Origin of the sequence: Thiothrix nivea DSM 5205, assembly GCF_000260135.1 — a bacterium.
GTDB lineage: Bacteria > Pseudomonadota > Gammaproteobacteria > Thiotrichales > Thiotrichaceae > Thiothrix > Thiothrix nivea.
The window spans coordinates 281,716-303,452 of sequence record NZ_JH651384.1; the positions used below are offsets into that span (position 1 = coordinate 281,716).

Sequence of the window (21,737 nt, forward strand, 5' to 3'; positions counted from 1 at the left end):
ATACACCCACCCTTGATCACCTTCCCGGAAATCTACACCATGCAAATCCGCGCCGTGTTGGAAGCTGCCGCCGATTGTGTCAAGGCAGGCATTCAAGTAGCGCCGGAAATCATGGTGCCGCAGGTCTGTACCGTGCAGGAACTTAAGTACGTCAAACGTCTGGCGCAAGCCGTCCACCAATAGGTCGAAGCCACTTTCGGCGTCAAGGTCGACTACCACTTCGGCAGCATGATGGAAGTGGTGCGCGCCTGTATGCGGGCAGACAGTCTGGCGGAAGAAGCGCAGTTCTTCTCCTTCGGCACCAACGACCTGACCCAGGCCAGCTTCTCGTTCTCACGCGAGGACGCCGAGAACAAGTTCCTGCCGATGTACAACGACCGTGGCATCTTGCAGGACAACCCGTTCGAGGTGCTGGACGTGAAAGGCGTCGGGCGCTTGATGGGGCTGGCGGTGGAATGGGGTCGTAATTCCCACCCGAACCTCAAGGTCGGTATTTGTGGAGAGCATGGCGGGCATCCGGCTTCCATCCGCTTCTGCGATGAAATCGGCCTGAACTACGTTTCCTGTTCCGGACCGCGGGTGCCGATTGCGCGGCTGGCGGCGGCTCATGCGCAGATACTGGCAGGCAAAACAGGCATTGGCGACAAGTCGGCGTAATAAGCAATCCACATACACGCCGGGAGTCTTACTTTGCCAGCCCGGCGTGTATGTTATCATGCCAACTCACATCAACAAGAGAGTGGCAGCATGAGCAAAACCAATACCCTGACCAACCCTAAAACCCAGCTTCAAGTCCGTAACGCCACTCCCGCCGACATCCCGAAAGTTGCGGCACTTTCTCACCGCGTCTACGCCGGAACCGGCATGTACGGTTATTCGGAACCAGTACTGGCAGGCCAGCTCAACCACTTCCCCGAAGGCCAGTTCGTCGTCACAGCAGGTGACAAAATCATCGGCTATTGCGCCACCCTGCGCGTCAGTGAACGGGTCGGGATGAAATCACACACCTGGGAAGCCATCACCGGTAATGGCTACGCCTCCACCCATGACCCCAAGGGCGAATGGTTGTACGGCATGGAAGTGTGTGTAGACCCAGACTACCGTGGCTACCGCATCGGCCAGCGCCTTTACAACGCCCGCAAGCAACTGGCGGAACGGCTGGAACTGCGCGGCATCATGTTCGCCGGGCGCTTGCCTACCCTTACCAACCGCATCAAGCGTTTCGGCACGGTGGAACACTACGTGGCGGCGGTACAGAAAAAGGAACAGCGCGACCCGGTGCTCTCGTTCCAGCTACGCAACGGCTTTGAAATCATCGGCATCATCCCCCACTACCTCGACGCCGACAAACAATCACTCGGCTATGGCATCCACCTGATCTGGCGCAACCCCAAAGTCCAGCAAGCCGCTGACAAGGGCAAAAAGAAAAACTACGGCAGCCGCCTGCCCGACAGCGTGCGCGTCGGTTCCGTGCAATACAAACAGCGCCGGGTGAAATCCTTCGAGGAATTCATCGACATCGTGCGCTACTTCGTTGATGTGGTGGCCGACTACAAGGGCGATTTCGTAGTGTTCCCCGAGCTCTTCACCCTGCAACTGCTGTCAATGGAATCGCAAGAACTGACACCGGTACAGGCTATCGAAGCCCTCACCAAATACACCCCGCAACTCAAGGATGCGCTGCGCGACCTCGCCCTGCGCTACAACATCAACATCATCGGCGGCTCGCACCCGACGCGGATGCCGAACGGGCGGGTGGAAAACATCTGCTACGTGTTCCTACGCGACGGCAGCATCCACGAGCAGGCCAAAATTCACCCCACCCCCAACGAAGCCTACTGGTGGAACATCGAAGGCGGCAGCGAACTCGACGTGATCCAGACTGACTGTGGCCCGATTGGCGTACTGATCTGCTACGACTCGGAATTCCCCGAACTCGCCCGCCACCTCACCGACCAGGGCGCGCAAATCCTGTTTGTGCCGTTCTGCACCGACGAACGCCAGAGCTACCTGCGGGTACGCTACTGCTGCCAGTCGCGCGCGGTCGAAAACCAGATTTACGTGGTCATGTCTGGCAACTGCGGCAATCTGCCCAACGTGGCGAACATGGACATCCAGTACGCGCAAAGCTGCATCCTCACCCCTTGCGACCTGCCGTTCGCACGCGACGGTATCGCGGCGGACACCACGCCCAACACCGAAATGGTGGCAATTGCCGACCTGCGCCCGGAAACCCTGCTCACCGCGCGTCACAGCGGCACGGTGCAAAACCTGCGCGACCGCCGCCACGATTTGTACAGCATCCGCTGGAAGGGGAAATAACCAGACGCGCCACCCATCTCATTCCCGACCCAGATAAACCAGCGCCTTGCGCGCCTCATCCAGCACCAGCACGCTGGCTGCAATCAGGGCAGACATCACCCAGTCCTCCCAGCGCAAATCCGTGGTATTAAACAGGCTCTGCGCGGGCGGCCAATGCACGGCCATTGCCTGCAAAGCCAGTACCGCCCCCAGCGCCAGCCACAGCTTGCCATTACGGAAAAAATTGGCGTTAAACACACTTTCATACTCAGCACGGGCATTGAAAGCATTGAAAAACTGGAACAGTACAAACGTGGTAAACGCCAGCGTTAGCGCGTAAGTCTCACTGTGGTTTTCCAGCCCATGCCGGAACATAAACAACGTCCCCACCATCATGGTGACGCCATACAGTAACAAACGCCCCAAGCGCGCCAGACTGAGGATTTGCGCCTCCAGGTGGCGCGGCCTGTCGTGCATGATACCGTGGCGGGCCGGCTCCACCCCCAGGGTCATGGCAGGCGGCCCATCCATGATGATATTGATCCACAGCAACTGGATGGCTGTAAAGGGTGTGGGCATTCCCGCTAGCGTCGCCGCCAGCACAGTCAGCACCGCGCCAATATTGGTGGAAAGCTGGAAACGTACAAACTTGACTATGTTTTCATACACCACCCTACCTGCCTTGACGGCCTTAACAATGGTGGCGAAATTGTCATCCGTCAGGATCAGGGTGGCCGCCTCGCGCGTAACAGCCGTGCCCGTTATCCCCATTGCCACACCAATGTCGGCGGCTTTCAGCGCTGGCGCATCATTGACGCCATCCCCGGTCATCGCTGTCACCTGCCCTTGCGCCCGCAACGCCTGCACGATTCTCACCTTGTGTTCAGGGGAAACGCGCGCAAACACCCCCACCTCCCCGATCCGCTGGGCAAGCCCCACCTCATCCAGCGCATCCAGTTCCGCGCCACTGAGCACCCCACCCTGCAAACCCAGTTCGTGCCCAATGGCCGCAGCTGTCAGCGGGTGGTCACCGGTAATCATTTTGACCTGGATGCCAGCATCCCGACAGTCGGCAATGGCCTGACGCGCTTCCGCGCGGGGTGGATCCATCAGACCCGCCAACCCCACGAACGTCCAGCCCCCTGCCCACGCCATCAGGTCACCTGCCAGGTCAAACTGGCTGGCAGGAATCTCACGCCGTGCCACCGCCAGCACCCGCAGCGCCTGGTTGGCGAGATGGGTATTTTCCTCCGCTATCCGGTCGCGCTCCCCGGCATCCAGCAGCGAATGTGCCAGCAGCACGTCGGGCGCACCCTTGATGAACATTTCCACCACCTCACCGGCCTGATGGAAGGTCGCCATGAATTTGTGTGCGGAATCAAACGGGATCTCGGCGACACGCGGCAACACCTGCCGTTCATGCTCGGGGTCAATGCCACCTTTTTGCGCCAGCACCCACAGCGCACCTTCGGTCGGGTCGCCAATCAGCACCCCATCCCGCACTTGCGAACCGTTGCACAGCACCAGCGGCAATAGCAGCAGGCGCAAGTCAGCAGTTTCTTCCTCCAACCCCTGAATCTCACCTTCCGCCTGATAGCCCTCGCCACTGACGCTGAAACGCTGGCCAGCAAACCACCCGGCGCGGGCAGTCATCTGGTTGAGGGTTAGCGTACCAGTCTTGTCGGAACAGATGACGGAGGTGGAACCGAGGGTTTCCACCGCAGCCAGTTTCTTCACAATGGCCTTGTTATTGGCCATGTGCCACATGCCGATCGCCAGCGTTACCGTCACTACGGCGGGCAATCCTTCCGGAATCGCGGCCACCGCCAGCGCGACCGCTGTCATTGCCGCCTGCATCCACTCGATACCGCGCATATAGTTCAGCACGAAAATCAGCGTCACCACGGCTCCGGCAATCAGTGCCAGCTTCATGCCGAGGGTATCTAGCTGCTTTTGCAGCGGTGTTTCCGTTTCTGGCGCGCTAGCTATCATGCCTGCCAGATTGCCAATTTCGGTCGCAGTGCCGGTTGCTGTTACCAACAGTTCGGCACGGCCACGGGTAATGACCGTGTTCATGTACAGCATGTTGCTGCGGTCGCCCAGCGGTAAATCCACCCTGTCCAGAGGATCAAGCATTTTCCCGGCAGGCAGCGATTCCCCGGTCAGTGCCGATTCGTCTGCCTCCAGCGCATGGGCTGACAGCAAGCGCCCATCGGCGGGTACACGGTCGCCAGCATCCAGCAGCACAATGTCACCCGGCACCAGCTGGCTGGCGTCAATTTCCTGCACTTCGCCCGCGCGCCGCACCCGTGCCTGCGCTGCCAGCATGTCCTTCAAGGCCACCAGCGTCTGTTCGGCGCGGTATTCCTGATAGAAACCCAGCGCGGCGTTGAACACGACTACGGCCAGGATCACCACAGTGTCTTTCAAATCCCCAACCATCCACGCTAGCGCTGCCGCCAACAGCAGCACAACCACCAGCACATTCCGGAACTGGTCGAGGAATTTTAGCCACAGGGGGCGGGGTTTGGCTTCGGGCAGGCGGTTTTCACCGAAATGGGCAAGACGTTCCTGCACCTCGGCTGGTTGCAGACCTTGCAGGCTGCCTGCCTGTATATCCAGCGCTTGCTGCGTGGTCAGGATATGCCATATTGGGGTTTGTTCTAATAATTTTTCCACCGGTACAGCCTCTTTTCGGCATAAGGAACAGGCAACATCCTACAAACTCTTGCCGTTTCCCGCCAGCAACTGTTGTGGCCAAACCTATTTCACCGATGGGTGGTGTGTGGCCAGATTTGGCATCCTACTGGATATTCTGGACTATATGAATTTGATGGGCGGGACACTTACAGGGTGTACGACAGGCCGCAGGAAGGATGATAGAGCGTAAGGGGGCTTTTTCCTTGCCCAATTTCCCGTATCATCCGCTTTTTGCCCCTGATCGCGAAGTAAAAATGAACATACCCGACATCCTCAAGTCCTGGCCGCTCTATATCCTGCCGCACCACTTCATTTCCCGTCTGGTATTCCGCCTGACTCGTATCCAGTGCCCGACGATTGTACCCGGCACGATCCGTCTGTTTAGCGACGTTTTCAAGGTCAATTTGGAGGAGGCACAGAATCCCGACCCGGCCAGCTACAATACCTTCAACGAATTTTTCACCCGCCCGCTCAAACCGGAACTACGCCCGATTGCAGAGGGTGAAAACGTACTGAGCAGCCCGGTGGATGGAGCGGTCAGCCAGTCCGGCAAAATCGAGGAAGGGCGGATTTTCCAGGCCAAGGGTCATTATTATTCCGCGCTGGAGTTGCTGGGTGGGGATGAAAAACGCGCCGCGCCATTCATGAATGGCCAGTTCATGACCATCTACCTGTCACCGCGTGATTACCACCGCATCCACATGCCGCTGGCTGGCAAGCTGGTGGAGCAAGTGTATGTGCCGGGCAGGTTGTTCAGCGTGGCGGGGCATACCACCCGCACTATACCGCGCCTGTTCGCCCGCAACGAGCGCGTGGTCGCCCTGTTTGATACCGATTATGGCAAGCTGGCGATGGTGCTGGTTGGCGCGATCAACGTGGCCGCTATTGAAACTGTCTGGGATGGCCTGGTGACGCCGCCGCAAGGCTGGGGCGTCAAGCGCCAGGTATTCCCGGATGTAACACTGGCCAAAGGCGAGGAAATGGGCCGTTTCAACATGGGTTCCACCGTCATCCTGCTGCTGGAAAACCCCGGCCTGCAATGGGGGCAGGGTTTGTTGGCAGACAAGCCGCTCAAATTGGGCGAACGGCTAGCTACGCTGTAGCCTCCTCGACCGGCATGACCAGTGCAATGATTTCCCAGCCCGCGACCGGCTTGCTATTGTTCTTTTCCGTCATGATATAAAGCCTGCCCTTGGGGCTTTTGGCAAACAGCGGGATAGCCTTGTCGCCATGCTGTCGCAGGTAGTCCTCATAGCCAAAAGTTTCAGTCAGGCGGGTCTTGTGGATCACCGCGCCATTCCCCAACCACTGCATCAGCAGGGAATAGTGGTACTGGTTGCCGAACAGGCACTGGGCAATACGCAAGGTTTCGTTGCGCGCTTTGCTCTTGGTGGGGCACAGGCTAAAGATGTTCTGCTTGCCGAACTCACGCCGGAAGCGGACGCCAGCCAACTGGTTGGTGGCGTCCCGCGCCGACACAGCGATCAGGCGGCCTAGCCCCACCAAATCCAGATGCCGGTCAGCATGCTCCGAAGTCACGTCGCCGTAGTAGGTATCCAACCCATCCATACGGGCATCGCGGACTTTTTCCCAACTGGTGTCACTGATAAGAATGCGGAAACCTTCGCCCTTAAGCGCGATGCCCAGCGCGCGCCCGACCGGATTTGCGCCGACGATCAGGAAGCCGTGCGGTTCAGGTTCCGACACCTTGAGGAAATTGGCCAGTGGGCGCGCAGTGGCACTCTGGAAGATGACTGTGCCAATAATCAGCATGAAAGTCAGTGGTACCAGCAGGTTGGCATTGGGCATACCGCTTGCTTCCAGCTTCAGGGCGAAAATGGCGCTGACGGCGGCGGCGACGATGCCGCGTGGTGCTACCCAGCCCAGCAATGCCTTTTCCTGCCACTTCAGATCGGAGCCAAGCGTGGAAAGGAAGATTTTCAGCGGGCGGGCGATGAACTGCACGCCGAGGAACACCATTACCCCTGCCATGCCCAGTTGCGCCACCTGATCAAAATTGATGCGCGCCGCCAGAATGATGAACAGGGCGGATACCAGCAGGATGGTCAGCTCTTCCTTGAAAGATAGAATGTCTTCAAAATCCAGCCCCTTGGTATTGGCCAGCCAGATGCCCATGATGGTGACTGCCAGCAGGCCGGATTCCTCGCTCAGGGTATTGGAGGCGACGAAAACGCCGATGACCAGCGTCAGCGCCACCAGGTTGCGCAAGTATTCGGGAACCAGATGTTTTTGCAGGATGACACCCAGCACCCAGCCACCAATTACACCCGCAACCACGCCGGTGAGGATGGTACGGCCAAACATCAGCAACACATGCGCCAACTGGTTTTCACCGCTGGAGGCGATAATGTATTCAAACACCAAGACCGCCAGCAGCGCTCCTATCGGGTCGATCAGGATGCCTTCCCAACGCAATATCTGGGAAATACGGTTATTGGGGCGGATAGTGCGCAACATCGGCACAATCACAGTCGGCCCAGTCACCACCATAATGGCACCAAACAGCCACGACAGCGACCAGGAAAAACCGACCAGGAAATGCGCCAGCAAGGTAATTGTCACCCAGGTCGACAACAGACCGACCGACACCATGTTCAGCACCACCCGCTGGATGCCGTGCAATTGGTGGAAATTGAGTGTCAGGCTGCCCTCAAACAGGATCACGGCGACCGACAGCGAAGCCAGTGGAAACAGCAACTGGCCAAATTGCCCATCCGGATCCAGCCAGCCATTACCCGTCATCGGACCAAGCAAAATACCGGACAGCAGCAAAAACAGGATGGCAGGCAGTTTCAGCCACCAAGCCAGCATCTGGCTGAGGAGGCCAAGACCCAGGATACTGGCCAGCACCAGTACAATATGTTCGCTCATGAATTGGTTCCCCGCGTTGGTATTCCTTATAATCCATCCGTTCTATTATCACGCAAGTATGACAGCCCCATGAAAACCTACCAGAAAGACTTTCTCGATTTTGCTATTGCTCAGGGTGTCCTGAAGTTTGGTGAGTATACCCTGAAATCAGGCCGGGTCAGCCCGTACTTCTTCAACGCTGGCCTGTTCCAGACCGGCTCGGCGCTTTCCCGGTTGGGGAAATTCTATGCCCAGGCGATTGTGGAATCAGGGCTGGAGTTCGACATGCTGTTCGGCCCTGCCTACAAGGGCATACCGTTGGCGGCGGCCACAGCCATTGCCCTGTACGAACATCATGGCAAGGATTATCCCTATGCCTTCAACCGCAAGGAAGCCAAGGATCACGGCGAAGGCGGCATTATTGTCGGTGCACCCTTGCAAAACAGGGTGTTGGTGATAGATGACGTAATGACTGCCGGCACTGCCATCCGCGAATCCGCTGACATCGTGCAAGCACAAGGCGCGTCACTGGCAGGCGTGGCCATTTCCCTCGATCGGCAGGAACGCGGCAAAGGTGAGCAGTCTGCCGTGCAGGAGGTCGAAGCGCTGTATGGCATTTCCGTGATCAGCATTGTCGGCCTGGGGGAAGTCATTAGCCACGTTGGCGATACGTTGCACGACCAAGTGTTGCTGGAACGGGTACGGGCTTACCGTGGGCAGTACGGCATTTGAGCCGGGGTTGGTCACGGTTCAAACCGAGCATCCAACTGCAAGCCTTGCGGGTCTTGTTGCGCTGGCGGTATCCATTTGCTCAAGCAGGCCGTGCTGGTCACGCAAGGGTCGGTCAATGTGTTCAGGAAAGCCACCAGATACTGCACATCCTCCTGCTGGTATGCCTGACCCGCCATATCGGTGTTACTGCCCAGCATTTCGCGCAGGTTCCTCTGTAGTTGCTGGCTGGGGATATTGGCCTGTTGCAATTGCGCCGGGTCGTAGTTGAGCGCTGACTGGAACGGGTTGAGCATGTGTTCGACCATGCCTTCGAGTGACGTGAACACGCCGTTGTGCCCCCACGGCCCGGTTACGGCTACATTCAGCAGGCTAGGTGTGCGGAAGCGGAATTTGTCCTCCGGGTTGCGCGTCACCAGCCAGCGCCCATAGTCCTGCTGGTTGTCGGGGTCGGTGTTCCCCTTGCCGGGGCCGACTGGTGGCATCAGTACGTTACGGAATTGCTCATCCGTGAAAAAATCACCCCGGTGGCAGGCGACGCACTCATGGCCACCTTCCCCACGCTTGCGGAAAAACAGCAGTGCCCCGTGTTTAGCGGTGTCACTGATGGCGGTGAGATCGCCCTGTACATACTGCTTCCAGGGGGTATGGGTGAAAACCTGGGAGCGTTCGTATTCGGCCAAAGCAGAAGCGATGCTTTGTTCCGTGATCAGCTCTTGTGCTTGCGCGTCAGGTTGCTGGTAGGCAGCACGGAATTGCGCCAGCCAGTATTGTGTTTCTGCCGGTTGCAGCAAATTGTCCGGGTTGCCATAGCCCCCGAGGCGCTCGGCCAGCCGCTCCCGGCAAGACTGGGTTGTGCCGCCTGCATCAAAGCTTTCCCCACGCATCTCATGGTTGGAGGTAACCGGAAAGCGTGCCTGGGCATGAGCCAGGTTGGCTCCGGCCAGTGGGTCTGGCTGGGGGTAAGGGACATCCGGCGTGGTGATACCTGCCGCTGTGGCTTCCACCCGCCCGTCATGGAACATGAACTGTTTCCACAGGCCAATATTGAACGTGGTGGGCGCATTGCGTGGTACGCCGGGTGTCAGGTTACCCATGAGCAGGCGCTTGTGGCCCAGTACGTCAGGGTCGCTGGCGTTGACCCCAATGGACAGTGACAGGTTGTCGCCACCGCCCAGCAAGGGATGGTGACAGGTGACACAGGCAACCTCCAAGTCACCGGAGAGGGTTTTGCTGAAAAACAGTTTCATGCCCAGCTGCGCCAGTGGCGTTTCGATGCTTGGTAATGTCCGGTCTTGCGCCGGATCGCCAGTCAGGCCGTGTTGCTGGATCATCTCCGTGAGGGATGCATCCAGATTGGAGCGCAATACCGACGCACTGCCGTTGTCAGGGCGGTAGATCGTATTGCTGGCGTTTTTATCGTTACAGCCCTGTAACAACACAAGTGTGCAGATCAAGGCGGGATAATATAACTGCATGACAAGGAAAATACTTTGGAAACGGGGTGGAACCATTATTGCATTGTCATAGATCAAGGCGGGAGGAGGTTTATCTGCTTAACCCTACCTTTTGGTGTATTCTTTCCCGTGCTGGATTTGTTCTAGAATCCATTTTTTAATAAAAAGCATTAAATACACGCTAAATCATGGAGTTCCACAATGTCTGAATTTATCTCCCACATTTCCCCCTTGGCAGGAATTTTTATCCTGGGGGTATTGGCAGGCTGGATCGTTGAGTGGATTTTTGTCCGTTTGTTTGTGCCTAATCCTGGCAAGAAGGCAGAAACCGAGCTGAAAGCAAGCCGTAAGCAAGTCGAAGACCTGCAAAAGAAAAACGCCGAATTGCAGGCATCGCTCACAGCAGCGCAAGCAAGTGCTGCCAAGGCCGAAAAATTAGCGGCTGAAACCAAAGCAGCGCCTGCCCCGGCAGCTATTGTAGAGGCCAAAGCGGCTCCGGCAGCAGCGGCTGAAACCAAACCCGCCGCCAAACCTGTGCCCGCCAAGGTGGAAGCAGCGCTAGTCGGAACCGGCAATGACGACCTGACCAAGCTGGGTGGCGTCGGCCCCAAACTGGCCGAAGCCATGAACGCGGCAGGTATCAGCAGTTACGCGCAGATTGCGGAGTTAGGCGTGGAACAGTTGAATGAGCGGCTGGCTGCCAGCGGTATCCGCTATAGCAAGGCGGCTGTGGAAAGCTGGGCACCGCAAGCAAAACTGGCGGCGATGGGCGACTGGGAAGCCTTGAAAAATTACCAGGCTTCCCTCAAGGCTTGATCGTTTGCCTTTGAGCTGACAGACGCAATAATGCCCGCCAAAAGCGGGCATTATTCAATCTACACGCAGACATTGCTGCCCTGAAATCAGAGCAGGTTATGACGCTTTAGTTTGGTACGCAGAGTGGCACGGTTAATGCCCATGCACTGAGCTGCCTTGGACTGGTTACCATGTGTGTAACGCATCATGATTTCCAGCATGGGGCGTTCCACTTCATCCAGTACGAGGCGGTAAATGTTGGACGCCTCATGATCACCTAAAGTGTCCAGATAATCCTGCAAGGTACGGGCGACCGTTTCTGACAGAGAGGAATCCAGACCGACACGAGAAGATGTATTTGTCATATTCATGCAACCTTTTTAATATATTGTCGAGTACGATTCTAATCAATGCTTTATGAACCGCAACCAACTGTTTTTGAGAAACCGTGATTGCAAAAATCCCTTTTTGTAACAATTCGTAACTAGTTTCGGAGGCACTTCTTCCTGACACCACCGTCTGCATCCATGCAATACGGATAGCTGTACCCGCTCCGTCAAAGTCAGTAGATAAGCCCTGACATGAATCCCCAGCAACTTGCAGCTAGATAGACATTCGTCCCGGTGAAAAGTTCCTCACTTTTAAAAAAATGCTTTCCACCTAAAACGTCTGCGACTAACGCTTTGTTGCCAAGTCTGTCAGAGCCATCGGCATGCGCCTAACTGGACTGGGATAACGCCCCACGCTGTAGGCATCACCCACCTGAATGAACATAAGTGGCACTACATTGCTGTCGACGTTACACCAAGGATTTTTGCCTGTCGATATAGGATCGACGCAAACACCTACATAAACGCATATCCTGTGTAAAAGAATACCATAGCGCAGAATATAAACATGATTGACCTGATAGGCGGTAAATAATAAGCAATAAACGGTGACACAGTAATTTTTATAGACTATTTATTAAGCGCTTCGGGTGTTTTTTGGCAGCTTCAGGCAGCCCGGCTGTTATGCAGCTCAACTGCCTTGGTGGTTTTGCCGCCAGTACGCAGGTGGTTTTCAACTTCCCGGAAAGCGTCTGTCTTGCTACCTTCCAGCACCAGTACATCACCAGCCTGCAAGCTGATTGCTGTCGATGGCTGTTCACCGCGGATTTCGCCCCGCCGTAGCGCCTTGATTGCGACACCGAACTGTTCCAGCTCCAGTTCAGCAATACGTTTGCCGACAGCAAAATCGCTTTCCTGCAAGGTGAAGGTGTGCAGGAAGGCTTCCGGCGGGTTCTTGCCCGGCAAAGGTTTTTCCTGCTCGCCGTGGTAATAGCTGCGCAGTGAACGGTAGCTATCCCCACGGATTTTTTCTGTCATGCGGAAAACCTCATCCGGGGTGAAGCCCAGTTGTTCCAGCATCCGTTGGGTGATCATCAGGGTGGCTTCCAGCGTTTCCGGTAACACGCTGGTGGCACCCAGTTGTTCCAGCGCCTCCAGGTGGCGTTCGTCACGGGTGCGCACCAGCACGGGAATGTCGGCACGCTTTTGCCGTACTGCTTCCACCATGCGTTTGGCGGCGTCAATATCCACTGCCGTAACCACGACCATGCGCGCGCGGTGCAAGCCAGCGGCCAGCAGGATTTCCGGTCGGGTTGCATCTGCATAGTACACAGGGTCGCCCGCTTCCCAGGCTTTTTCCACGATGCCGGGGTCGAGTTCCAGCGCAATGTACGGAACACCCTGCTCGTGCAGGAAGCGCGCCAGGTTTTGCCCCATGCGCCGGTAGCCACACAGGATGACATGATCTTCGACCTCGCTGACGGCAGCGCTGAATGCCTGGGCATCCTGACGTTGTTGGCGCACGTAGGTATCCGCCAGTAGCTGTTTCGTCAACTTGTCGTTGTAACGGATGATGAGCGGGGAAATCGCCATGCTGATGACAATGGCCGCCAGCGTGGTTTGGGATTCGCCGGAGGACATCAGCTCATTACCCAAGGCCAGGGCAAGCAGGGCAAAACCGAATTCCCCGCCTTGCCCTAGCACCAGGCCGGTACGTAGGGCGGCACCATTGCTGGCGGAAAACAGCCGGGTGAGGAAAGCGATCAGCAATGCCTTACCCACGGTCAACCCCAGCACCAGCAACAGCACCGGCAGCCACAGCGAGGGCAGGATGCCGAGGTCAAGTTTTGTCCCCACCGTGATGAAGAAAATCCCCATCAGGATGTCGCGGAATGGGCGGATTTCACTTTCAATCTGGTGCTTGTATTCGGTTTCGCTCAGCAACATGCCGGCCAGGAACGCACCCAGCGCCAGTGACAACCCCAGCGACTGGGTGATCCAGGCGGCAGTCAGTGCCACCAGCAGCACGGTAATATTGAACAGCTCGATGGATTCCGCCCGCGAAATGTACTGAAACAGCGGGCGCAGGGTGTAGTGGCCGACCATCAGCATGGAGATGAACAAAACGGCGGCAATGACAACTTTCCAGGCTAGCTCGGCGGTATTGCCGGTCAGCTCTCCACCACCAGCCAACAGGGGGATCATGACCAGGAAGGGGACAACGGCAATATCCTGAAACAGCAATACACCCAGCGCCAACTGGCCGTGTTGGGCGCGCATTTCTGCCTGGTCGGTCAGTTGCTTGACCACGATGGCGGTGGACGACATGGCCATCGCCCCGCCCGCCACCACGGCGCTTTGCCAGTTAGCGCCGAAGTAGGAGAGGATACCCATGCCCGCCAGGGTGGAAATCAGAACCTGTAAGCCCCCCAGCCCGATAATGGTCGTGCGCATGGCCATGAACTGCTTGAGCGAGAATTCCAGCCCGATGGCGAACAACAGGAACACTACCCCGACTTCCCCCATGAAGTCGAAGCCCTCGCTGTCACCGACAAAGCCCAGCCCATGCGTACCTGTCAACGCACCCACCAGCAAATAGCCAAGGATCGGCGGCAAGCGCATGGTGCGGAACGCCGCAACAGCCCCCACTGACATCACCAGCAATAGCAGGATGCCGTTTAATAGATTATGTTCCAAGGAATCCCCTAACATTTAGCCGAGTAGTTAACCGTTAAGTATACTGATTTCTGACCACCTGCGCATGGTGTGGGTTCAATTCCGACCCTGGCTGATGAGGTAAAATTGTGAGAAAACGCCCATTTTGGCTACAGCTGTTGGTGTATTTGTGGGTCAGCCCGGTCACATTGCTGTGCTTGCCATTGGCTTTGTTGGCGAAGTGGACGGGGGGCGGTTATGCAATCCACTCCGGTGTGGTGGAAATATGGGGCGGTTGGGTAGGGCAGCGGCTCGACAGCGGCATCCCCATCCTGGGGGCTGTTAATGCCGTGACGGTGGGGCATCTGGTTGCGGGCATTTCCCAGCTGCATCTGGACAGCAGCCGGGTGCATGAACGGGTACACGTGGAGCAGTTTGAACGCTGGGGCGTCCTGTTCCCGCTGGTCTACCTGTTGGCCGGGTGGCGGGTGCACAGGCGAGGAGGCAGTTTCTACTGGGATAACCCTTATGAAATCGAGGCGCGTGCAAGAGCCGCTGTCGCAAAAGTGGGTCAGGGAAGGGTTTGCTAGTGGGCTTTTCAGTTGAAATGCGCCCGCTGATGCCGTTGTTCCTATGCTTGTAGAATATGAAGGTGCTTGTCGGCAACTGCTGGGTATAGCGCACTGATTCCACTATCAAACGTTACCAGCCGTGCATCATGGTGAATAGCCAGTGAATACAGGTAGGCATCGGTAATCTGCCTGTGTCCAAGCACATAGCCTTGCTGGAAAACGATGCCATCCGGTAACGGCAAACTGTCTTCCCAGAACTGGTGGGTAGGAATTTCAGTCATGGCTTTCAACAAGCCCAGAGCATCGGCAAGGCTAACGGCATCCGGCAGGATTTTAGGGTTGGATGACAAGCGCAGCAAGGCGCTTTGCGTGATGGGGCAGGTTGCCCAGCCATATTGCTGTTCCAGACTGAACCACTCATGCGCTGCCTCATGATGAATATGTGAGGGCCACGCCAGCGCCACCAGTACGTTTACGTCCAACAAGGCTGTTTTCATGCTTCATCTTCCAGCATTTTGACGTGCTCGGGGGTTATGATTGCTGCATTGGCTGGGAGCTTGAAGACGGGGAATAAACCACGCTTGCTGTATTCAGGCGATTTTTGTAATCCCTTACGCGCTAGTTCGGAAAGTACAGTACCAAGCGCCTGTTTTTTCTGTTCAGCAATGTAGCGAACGATGTTGAATACATCATCATCAATGGTCAGGGTGGTGCGCATGATCGGTTTCCTTTAGCTTATGCTTGGAAGGCCAGTATAGATGCCATGATGTTGCTGCATCAAGTCATCAATTAGCATCGAAAATCATCGCGTCTAACTTCAGTCTCAGTATTAGCAGCCCCATACGCTGATGGATGATGTTGAAGGCGCTACCGCCGGTGATGATTTCCTTGTCGGAGCTATGAATCCGGTAATCGCGCACGTCACGCACCCCACACAGGATGATGCTGTGCGGGAAGGCATTCGGGCGCTGAGCATAACCGGCGCGGATTTGCCGTAACAGGGAAATCAGGGTGTCGCCCACCAGTGCGTCGACTTCATCCAGCATCAATACGATTGGCTTGCTGCTGGTTTTTGCCCATTCCGTGAGTAAGCGGGTTAGCGCCCCGGTCGGACTCTTTTCATTGAACAGGCGTCGGTTGATTTCCCCTAGCCCGGTTTCGATGCCATAAGCTTCGGCACTACCTTCGATGGCTTCGCAAATCAGCCGGATGGCTTCACCCACATCGTGGCGCAGCGCCTGCGCGGCCTCGATATTGACGTACAGCGCCTGATAACGGCCTGCTTCGTTCAGCGCTTTCATCATCGCCAGCAGGGTGCTGGTTTTGCCGGTCTGGCGCGGGGCGTGCAGCACGAATTATTTCTTGCTGGCGATCAGGTGCTGCACTTCCTCCCAGTCCAGGCGGTGCAACGGGTCGATGTGGTAATGGTCTTCAGGGATGATCGGCCCTGCGGTATTGAAGAATTTTTCCATGGGTTGGTAGACCTGGGTGGCAATCAGCGTAGTCTAGCACGCACCTCCTGTTTTCTTTTAGATACAGAGTACGGTGCTGTAATTTTACATGGATGTCGCAAACCCTACATCCCCCACCCCTTGTCACAAACCCCACCAATAAACACTCCATAAAAGCCTTATCTATTCAGCCACCTACGCCCCGTCCAACCTCTGGCACGCTCCCTGCATAACCTTCCCAAAGCCTTTCAGAGGAAATGCCATGGGATACCTCAGCACCCACAAAATCACCAGACTGTTCCGCATCCGTGGCGGTGTACATCCGGACGACTGTAAGACCCTGAGCGCCAGCCAGCCGATCGAAGACTTACCGATGCCCGACCTGTTGCATATCCCCTTGCAGCAGCACATCGGTGCGGCGGCGAAACCGGCGGTCAAGCGCGGTGATTACGTGCTCAAGGGGCAGTTGCTGGCCAACAGCCAGGGGATGATTTCCGCGCCCGTGCACGCGCCCACCTCCGGGCGTATCGTCGGGGTCGGGCATTACCCGGCGCATCACGCTTCCGGCCTGTCGGTACACACCATCACCCTGCAACCGGATGGCAAGGATGAGTGGATCGCACTCGACCCGGTAGCCGACCCGTTCGCGCTGGAGCCTGCCGAAATCGCTGCCCGCGTCGCTGCTGCCGGAATCGTCGGCATGGGCGGGGCAACCTTTCCTTCCGCCGTCAAGCTCAACCTGCGCAACCGCTACGCGCTGCACACGCTGGTGATCAACGGCGCGGAATGCGAACCCTACCTCACCTGCGACGACCGCCTGATGCGCGAGGAAGCGGATGGTGTCATCGACGGCGTGCGCATCATGGCCTACGCGCTGGGCGTGGAAAACATCGCCATCGGTATCGAAAACAACAAGCCGGAAGCGCAGGCCGCGCTGCGTGAAGCAGCCAAGGATTTCCCCAACATCCAGGTGATCGGCCTGCCGATGCGCTACCCGATGGGTTCGGAAAAGCATCTGGTGCAAACCCTCACCGGGCTGGAAACGCCCGCGCGCGGCCTGACCGCCGACATCGGCATTGTGGTGCACAACCCGGCCACCGCGCTGGCGGTGCACGAAGCCCTGCGGACAGGCAAGCCGCTGGTGTCGCGGGTCGTCACCGTTTCCGGCGGGGCGATTACGCAGCCGCGTAACCTGCGGGTGCTACTGGGAACCAAAGTGCAAACCCTGATCGACCATTGCGGCGGTTTCAACACCGAACCCGCCCGCCTGATCAGTGGTGGGCCAATGATGGGTAATGTGCTGCCCGACACGCGCGTGCCGACCGTGAAAGGCGGCAACGGCATCCTCGCCCTGACCGCCAAAGAGGTTTCCGAAAACCAGGAATCGCCCTGCATCCGTTGCGCCAGTTGCGTACAAGCCTGCCCATGCGGTCTGCTGCCGCTGGAAATGGCCGCCAACGCCCGCGCCGGTAATCTGGATGCGGTCACCAAACTGGGGCTGATGGATTGCATCGCCTGCGGTTCCTGCTCGTATGTGTGCCCGTCGCATATCCCGCTGGTGCAGTATTTCAACTACGCCAAGGGTGAACTGGCCAACCGCCAGCGCGCCAAGCACAAGCAGGATGAAACCAAGCGCCTGATCGACCACCGCAATGCCCGCATGGAAGCCCAAGCCCGCGCCAAGAAGGAAGCGATGGAACGCCGCAAACGTGAAGCCGCTGCCAAAAAGGCCGCTGCCGCGAAGAAAGCCGAAGGAGCGACCGCATGAGCCTGATGATCAGCAGCCCGCATACCCATTCCGGCAAGAGCGTGCAGCACACCATGTTGTTGGTGATGCTCGCGCTTGCCCCCGCGACTGCCTTCGGCCTATATCTGTTCGGCTGGCCTGCCATTAACCTGTTTCTGGCCACCATCCTCGGTTGCCTGCTGTTTGAGGCCATCAGCCTGAAAATCATGGGCAAGCCGGTTGGCAAATATCTGTCCGACGGTTCCGCGATCCTCACTGGCTGGCTGCTGGCGATGAGTTTGCCGCCATCCGCGCCGTGGTGGATCGGGGTGCTGGGCGCATTCCTTGCTATTGTGATCGGCAAGCAGGTGTTCGGCGGCATCGGCCAGAACCTGTTCAACCCGGCGATGGTGGCGCGGGTGGCGCTGCTGATTTCGTTCCCACTGGAAATGACCACCTGGGCGCATCCAGCCCCGTTATTTACCGATGGTGCGCCGGATTTCATGCAGGGTTTGCAGATTACTTTCGGCGGCTGGGTTCCCGACGGCTATACCGGCGCGACCACGCTGGGGCATATCCGTACCGAAACCGGGCAGGGGCATTTGCTTTCCAGCTTGGGCGACATGGCATCCGGCGCTGACATGGCGCTGGGTATGATCGGCGGCAGCATGGGAGAAACCTCCGCGCTGTTACTGCTGGGTGGCGGGTTGTTCCTGCTGTGGAAACGCATTATCAGTTGGCACATTCCGGTATCACTGATCGGCACGCTGCTGTTGTTGGCCACCATCATGCACGCACTTCACCCGGAAAAATTTCCCGGCGCGGACGTGCATCTGCTGGCGGGGGCAACCTTGCTCGGCGCGTTCTTCATCGCCACTGATCTCGTGACCTCACCAGTGTCTCCGACTGGGCAGTTGCTGTTCGGTGCGGGCTGCGGGCTGCTGGTGTACGTGATCCGCACCTTCGCGGGCTACCCGGAAGGCATGGCCTTCGCGGTATTGCTGATGAATGCGCTCACCCCGCTGATCGACCATTACCTGCGCCCGCGCATTTACGGGCGTGACCGCAAGGGCGAGCCGCTCAACTACGTCAGCACCGGAGGCAAGTCATGAGTGACGCTACCGTGAAAACCGGCGTGGAAAAGTGGCTGGACAAGATTCCCTATCAGGCTGCCTTGCTGGGCGTATGTGCCGCGATTGCCGCCGGACTGCTGGTCGGGGTCGACAATGCCACCCGCGCACCGATTGCCCAGCGCCAGATGGAAGACCTGCAAGTCTCGCTGGAACAGGTGGTTCCGCATGAATTGCACGACAACAACATGGTCGCCAAACCCTTGCTGCTGACTGGTGCGGATGGCAAGGAAGTCAAAGTCTATCAGGGCACCAAAGCGGGCAAGGTAACTGCTCTGGTGTGGGAAACCGTCGGTTTCGGCTACGCCGGTGAAATCCGCACCATTATCGCGGTTGACCCTGACGGCAAAATCCTCGGCACGCGCGTGCTGGCCCACAAGGAAACCCCCGGCCTCGGTGACAAGATCGAGGAAGCCAAGTCCGACTGGATCACCCGATTCACCGGCCTGTCGCTCGGTAATCCACCCGAAGAGCAGTGGAAAGTGAAAAAAGATGGGGGTCAGTTTGATCAGTTCAGCGGTGCGACCATTACGCCTCGTGCGGTGGTGAAAAGCATTCACGAAGCCCTGCAATTTTTCGCTGCGCACAAGACCGAAATGCTGGAGGTGAAACCATGAGCACCGACTTCAAAAGGATTGCCTCGGATGGCGTCTGGAACAACAACGTGGTGTTCGCGCAGGGTCTGGCGCTGTGCCCAGTGCTGGCAGTGACCAGTTCCGCCACCAATGGTTTGGGTATGGGCATGGCGAGCACGGCGGTGCTGGTCATGTCCAACCTACTGGTATCCCTAATCCGCCAGTGGGTCAGCCCGGCGGTGCGGATTCCGGTCTACATCACCCTGATCGCTACGCTGGTGACGCTGGTCGATATGACGCTAAATGCCTGGGTGCATGAACTCTACAAGGTACTCGGTTTGTTCATTGCATTGATCGTGGTCAACTGCGCGATTCTGGGGCGGGCGGAATCGTTTGCTTCCAAAAATTCGCCGGTTCCCGCTGTATTCGACGGGTTGATGATGGGGCTGGGTTTTACGCTGGCGCTGGTGGTGCTGGGCGGCGTGCGCGAAATCCTCGGCAGTGGCACTTTATTCGCCAGCGCCTCGTTGCTGCTGGGCAAGGCTTTCTCCTTCATGGAACTGACCATTATCCCCGGCTATCGCGGTTTCCTGCTGATGATCCTGCCTGCGGGTGGTTTCATGGCACTGGGTTTCCTGCTGGCGGGCAAACGGGTGCTGGATGGCAAACTGGCCGCGCGGCGTGAACGCAAGGCGGCCGCTGTCAATGACGCCACGCTGGCGGGAGGTGAGGCATGAATGTAGGCATTGCATACGCCGACAAATTCAAACAGACCTGGCTGAAACTGGAAGTGCCGGATGGCAGCACCGTGCAGGAAGCCATCGAGCATTCCGGCCTGCTCAGGCAGTTCCCCGACATTGATCTGGACAATCAGGCGGTAGGGATCTTCGGCAAGCTCACCAAGCTGGATGCCAAGGTCAGCGATGGCGACCGGGTGGAAATCTATCGCCCGATTACCGCCGACCCGGAGACAGTCGAACGTCGTGACCGCGACAATGACGGCGATGACGAATGAGGTTCGCACCGCAACATTAATTATGCGGAAGTAATGATTTTGCTCAACGACGTGCTGAAATCAGCGCGCGCATGATGCCGATTCCTGCAACCCTTTTTAAGGAACTACCGTGAGCGAATTAACCAGTTTCACCAGCAGTGGTTACGGCATCATTGCCCTGCTGACTTTTTTTTCTGCCTACACGCTCGTTATTCTGGAAGAGCGCCTGCACATGCGCAAATCCAAACCTGTCATCCTCGCCGCCGGGATTATCTGGGTGCTGGTGGCGCTGGCTTACCACGGCATTGGCAAGCCGGAAGAAATGGCGGCCATACTCGATCACAACCTGCTGGAATACGCCCAATTGTTGCTGTTCCTGCTGGCGGCGATGACTTACATCAACACGCTGGAAGAGCGCAACATCTTCGCCGCGCTACGTGCCTGGCTGGTGTCGAAGGGGTTTTCGCTGTACCGGATTTTCTGGGTAACGGGCATCCTGGCGTTCTTTATTTCCGCTGTCGCCGACAACCTGACGACGGCGCTGCTGATGTCGGCGGTGGTAATCGCGGTTGCGCCCGACCGGCCAAAATACCTTGCCATGTCGTGCGTCAATCTGGTGGTGGCAGCCAATGCGGGCGGTGCATTCAGCCCGTTTGGCGACATTACTACGCTGATGGTGTGGCAGTCGCATACCGTACAGTTCTGGCAGTTCTTTGATCTGTTTATTCCTTCAGTGGTGAACTGGTTCGTGCCTGCGCTGATCATGTCGTTTTTTATTGACAAAGGGCATCCGGCGGCTTTGACTGAGACGATCAAGGTAAAGCGTGGCGGGCTGGTGATCCTGGGTTTGTTCATGACCACCATCCTGATGGCAGTGACTTTCCATAACTCGCTGGATTTGCCGCCAGTGCTTGGGATGATGACGGGTCTGGGTTTGTTGAAACTGTTTGGCTGGTATTTGAAGGTTTCCGACAACATTCCGGAAAATGACATGGCGGAGGGGGCTGTCGGGCGTTTCGACATCTTTACCCAGTTGCAGCGGGCGGAATGGGATACGCTGATGTTTTTCTACGGGGTGATCCTGTGCGTCGGCGGGCTGGGGGCACTGGGTTATCTGGCGATGGTTTCCAAGGTGATTTATACCGGGCTGGGGCCTGTGTGGGCGGGGATTCTGGTGGGAATCATTTCCGCCATCGTCGACAACATTCCGGTGATGTTTGCGGTGCTGACCATGCACCCTGACATGAACCTGGGCGGCTGGCTGCTGGTGACCATGACGGCGGGCGTGGGCGGTTCGCTGCTGTCGATCGGCTCGGCTGCCGGGGTGGCGTTGATGGGGCAGGCGCGCGGCATTTATACCTTCAATTCTCATTTGAAATGGTCAGGCGCGATCATGCTCGGCTACGCGGCCAGCATTTTGGCGCATTTATGGCTTAATGGTGTGTAACAGGA

At 57.4% G+C, this 21,737-nt stretch carries 19 protein-coding genes and 1 pseudogene; 12 read left to right on the forward strand and 8 right to left on the reverse strand.

All coding sequences use genetic code 11. The features are described 5' to 3' along the window. The first annotated feature begins 39 nt into the window (after positions 1 to 39). Positions 40 to 657: pseudogene (locus THINI_RS23995) on the forward strand (putative PEP-binding protein). A gap of 90 nt (positions 658 to 747) precedes the next feature. Then, positions 748 to 2,322 carry a bifunctional GNAT family N-acetyltransferase/carbon-nitrogen hydrolase family protein gene (locus THINI_RS01655; protein ID WP_002706947.1) on the forward strand — a complete coding sequence of 525 codons (1,575 nt, stop codon included), beginning with the start codon at positions 748 to 750 and terminating at the stop codon, positions 2,320 to 2,322. A gap of 18 nt (positions 2,323 to 2,340) precedes the next feature. Here the strand turns inward: THINI_RS01655 and THINI_RS01660 are convergent, their stop codons facing one another. Continuing rightward, complete coding sequence (locus tag THINI_RS01660) at positions 2,341 to 4,980, reverse strand: cation-translocating P-type ATPase (protein WP_002706948.1); 2,640 nt, start codon at positions 4,978 to 4,980, stop codon at positions 2,341 to 2,343. Between the two features lie 275 nt (positions 4,981 to 5,255). On the opposite strand from THINI_RS01660, the gene asd reads away from it, so the two are divergent. After that, positions 5,256 to 6,104, forward strand: coding sequence for an archaetidylserine decarboxylase (asd, locus tag THINI_RS01665; RefSeq protein ID WP_040839844.1), 849 nt, complete (start codon positions 5,256 to 5,258; stop codon positions 6,102 to 6,104). On the opposite strand, the gene THINI_RS01670 is transcribed toward asd, so the two are convergent. Beyond that, positions 6,094 to 7,893 (reverse strand): cation:proton antiporter, encoded by a 1,800-nt coding sequence (locus THINI_RS01670; protein ID WP_002706950.1) that lies wholly within the window; start codon positions 7,891 to 7,893, stop codon positions 6,094 to 6,096. The two genes, asd and THINI_RS01670, sit on opposite strands and share 11 nt — an antisense overlap. A gap of 69 nt (positions 7,894 to 7,962) precedes the next feature. Between THINI_RS01670 and pyrE the strand changes: the two genes are divergently transcribed. Continuing rightward, positions 7,963 to 8,604, forward strand: a complete 642-nt coding sequence (gene pyrE, locus THINI_RS01675; protein ID WP_002706951.1) for an orotate phosphoribosyltransferase — start codon at positions 7,963 to 7,965, stop codon at positions 8,602 to 8,604. 11 nt (positions 8,605 to 8,615) lie between these two features. Here pyrE and THINI_RS01680 read toward each other — a convergent pair whose 3' ends face one another. Then, entirely contained in the window at positions 8,616 to 10,058 is a 1,443-nt protein-coding gene (locus tag THINI_RS01680) for a cytochrome-c peroxidase (RefSeq protein WP_169314576.1), read from the reverse strand. Between the two features lie 201 nt (positions 10,059 to 10,259). Between THINI_RS01680 and THINI_RS23045 the strand changes: the two genes are divergently transcribed. After that, entirely contained in the window at positions 10,260 to 10,874 is a 615-nt protein-coding gene (locus THINI_RS23045; protein ID WP_002706953.1) for a helix-hairpin-helix domain-containing protein, read from the forward strand. An 86-nt stretch (positions 10,875 to 10,960) separates the two neighbouring features. On the opposite strand, the gene THINI_RS01690 is transcribed toward THINI_RS23045, so the two are convergent. Together THINI_RS01690 and THINI_RS01695 are read right to left on the reverse strand one after the other, a co-directional pair. Next, positions 10,961 to 11,218 (reverse strand): helix-turn-helix domain-containing protein, encoded by a 258-nt coding sequence (locus tag THINI_RS01690; protein ID WP_002706954.1) that lies wholly within the window; start codon positions 11,216 to 11,218, stop codon positions 10,961 to 10,963. 630 nt (positions 11,219 to 11,848) lie between these two features. After that, positions 11,849 to 13,879, reverse strand: a complete 2,031-nt coding sequence (locus THINI_RS01695) for a cation:proton antiporter (RefSeq protein WP_040838969.1) — start codon at positions 13,877 to 13,879, stop codon at positions 11,849 to 11,851. A gap of 107 nt (positions 13,880 to 13,986) precedes the next feature. Here THINI_RS01695 and THINI_RS01700 point away from each other — a divergent pair, with 107 nt between their 5' ends. Then, entirely contained in the window at positions 13,987 to 14,427 is a 441-nt protein-coding gene (locus THINI_RS01700; RefSeq protein ID WP_002706956.1) for a hypothetical protein, read from the forward strand. A gap of 41 nt (positions 14,428 to 14,468) precedes the next feature. Here the strand turns inward: THINI_RS01700 and THINI_RS01705 are convergent, their stop codons facing one another. The 3 genes from THINI_RS01705 to THINI_RS01715 all read right to left on the reverse strand — a co-directional run bounded on the left by THINI_RS01705 (position 14,469) and on the right by THINI_RS01715 (position 15,761). After that, positions 14,469 to 14,906 (reverse strand): TA system VapC family ribonuclease toxin, encoded by a 438-nt coding sequence (locus THINI_RS01705; protein ID WP_002706957.1) that lies wholly within the window; start codon positions 14,904 to 14,906, stop codon positions 14,469 to 14,471. Continuing rightward, complete coding sequence (locus THINI_RS01710; protein ID WP_002706958.1) at positions 14,903 to 15,127, reverse strand: hypothetical protein; 225 nt, start codon at positions 15,125 to 15,127, stop codon at positions 14,903 to 14,905. Before THINI_RS01710 ends, THINI_RS01705 begins: the two co-directional genes overlap by 4 nt. A gap of 67 nt (positions 15,128 to 15,194) precedes the next feature. Beyond that, positions 15,195 to 15,761 (reverse strand): AAA family ATPase, encoded by a 567-nt coding sequence (locus THINI_RS01715; protein WP_050987977.1) that lies wholly within the window; start codon positions 15,759 to 15,761, stop codon positions 15,195 to 15,197. 361 nt (positions 15,762 to 16,122) lie between these two features. Here THINI_RS01715 and rsxC point away from each other — a divergent pair, with 361 nt between their 5' ends. The 6 genes from rsxC to nhaD all read left to right on the forward strand — a co-directional run bounded on the left by rsxC (position 16,123) and on the right by nhaD (position 21,732). Then, positions 16,123 to 17,628, forward strand: coding sequence for an electron transport complex subunit RsxC (gene rsxC / locus THINI_RS01720; RefSeq protein WP_002706959.1), 1,506 nt, complete (start codon positions 16,123 to 16,125; stop codon positions 17,626 to 17,628). After that, positions 17,625 to 18,698 (forward strand): RnfABCDGE type electron transport complex subunit D, encoded by a 1,074-nt coding sequence (locus THINI_RS01725; protein WP_002706960.1) that lies wholly within the window; start codon positions 17,625 to 17,627, stop codon positions 18,696 to 18,698. Before rsxC ends, THINI_RS01725 begins: the two co-directional genes overlap by 4 nt. Then, positions 18,695 to 19,333 (forward strand): electron transport complex subunit RsxG, encoded by a 639-nt coding sequence (gene rsxG / locus THINI_RS01730; RefSeq protein ID WP_002706961.1) that lies wholly within the window; start codon positions 18,695 to 18,697, stop codon positions 19,331 to 19,333. The genes THINI_RS01725 and rsxG overlap by 4 nt, the downstream gene beginning before the upstream one ends. Beyond that, positions 19,330 to 20,028: an electron transport complex subunit E gene (locus tag THINI_RS01735; RefSeq protein ID WP_002706962.1), complete on the forward strand. Its 699-nt coding sequence runs from the start codon at positions 19,330 to 19,332 to the stop codon at positions 20,026 to 20,028. Before rsxG ends, THINI_RS01735 begins: the two co-directional genes overlap by 4 nt. Further along, positions 20,025 to 20,306 carry an RnfH family protein gene (locus THINI_RS01740; RefSeq protein WP_002706963.1) on the forward strand — a complete coding sequence of 94 codons (282 nt, stop codon included), beginning with the start codon at positions 20,025 to 20,027 and terminating at the stop codon, positions 20,304 to 20,306. The genes THINI_RS01735 and THINI_RS01740 overlap by 4 nt, the downstream gene beginning before the upstream one ends. 109 nt (positions 20,307 to 20,415) lie before the next feature. Then, entirely contained in the window at positions 20,416 to 21,732 is a 1,317-nt protein-coding gene (gene nhaD / locus THINI_RS01745; RefSeq protein WP_002706964.1) for a sodium:proton antiporter NhaD, read from the forward strand. Positions 21,733 to 21,737: the final 5 nt, after the last annotated feature.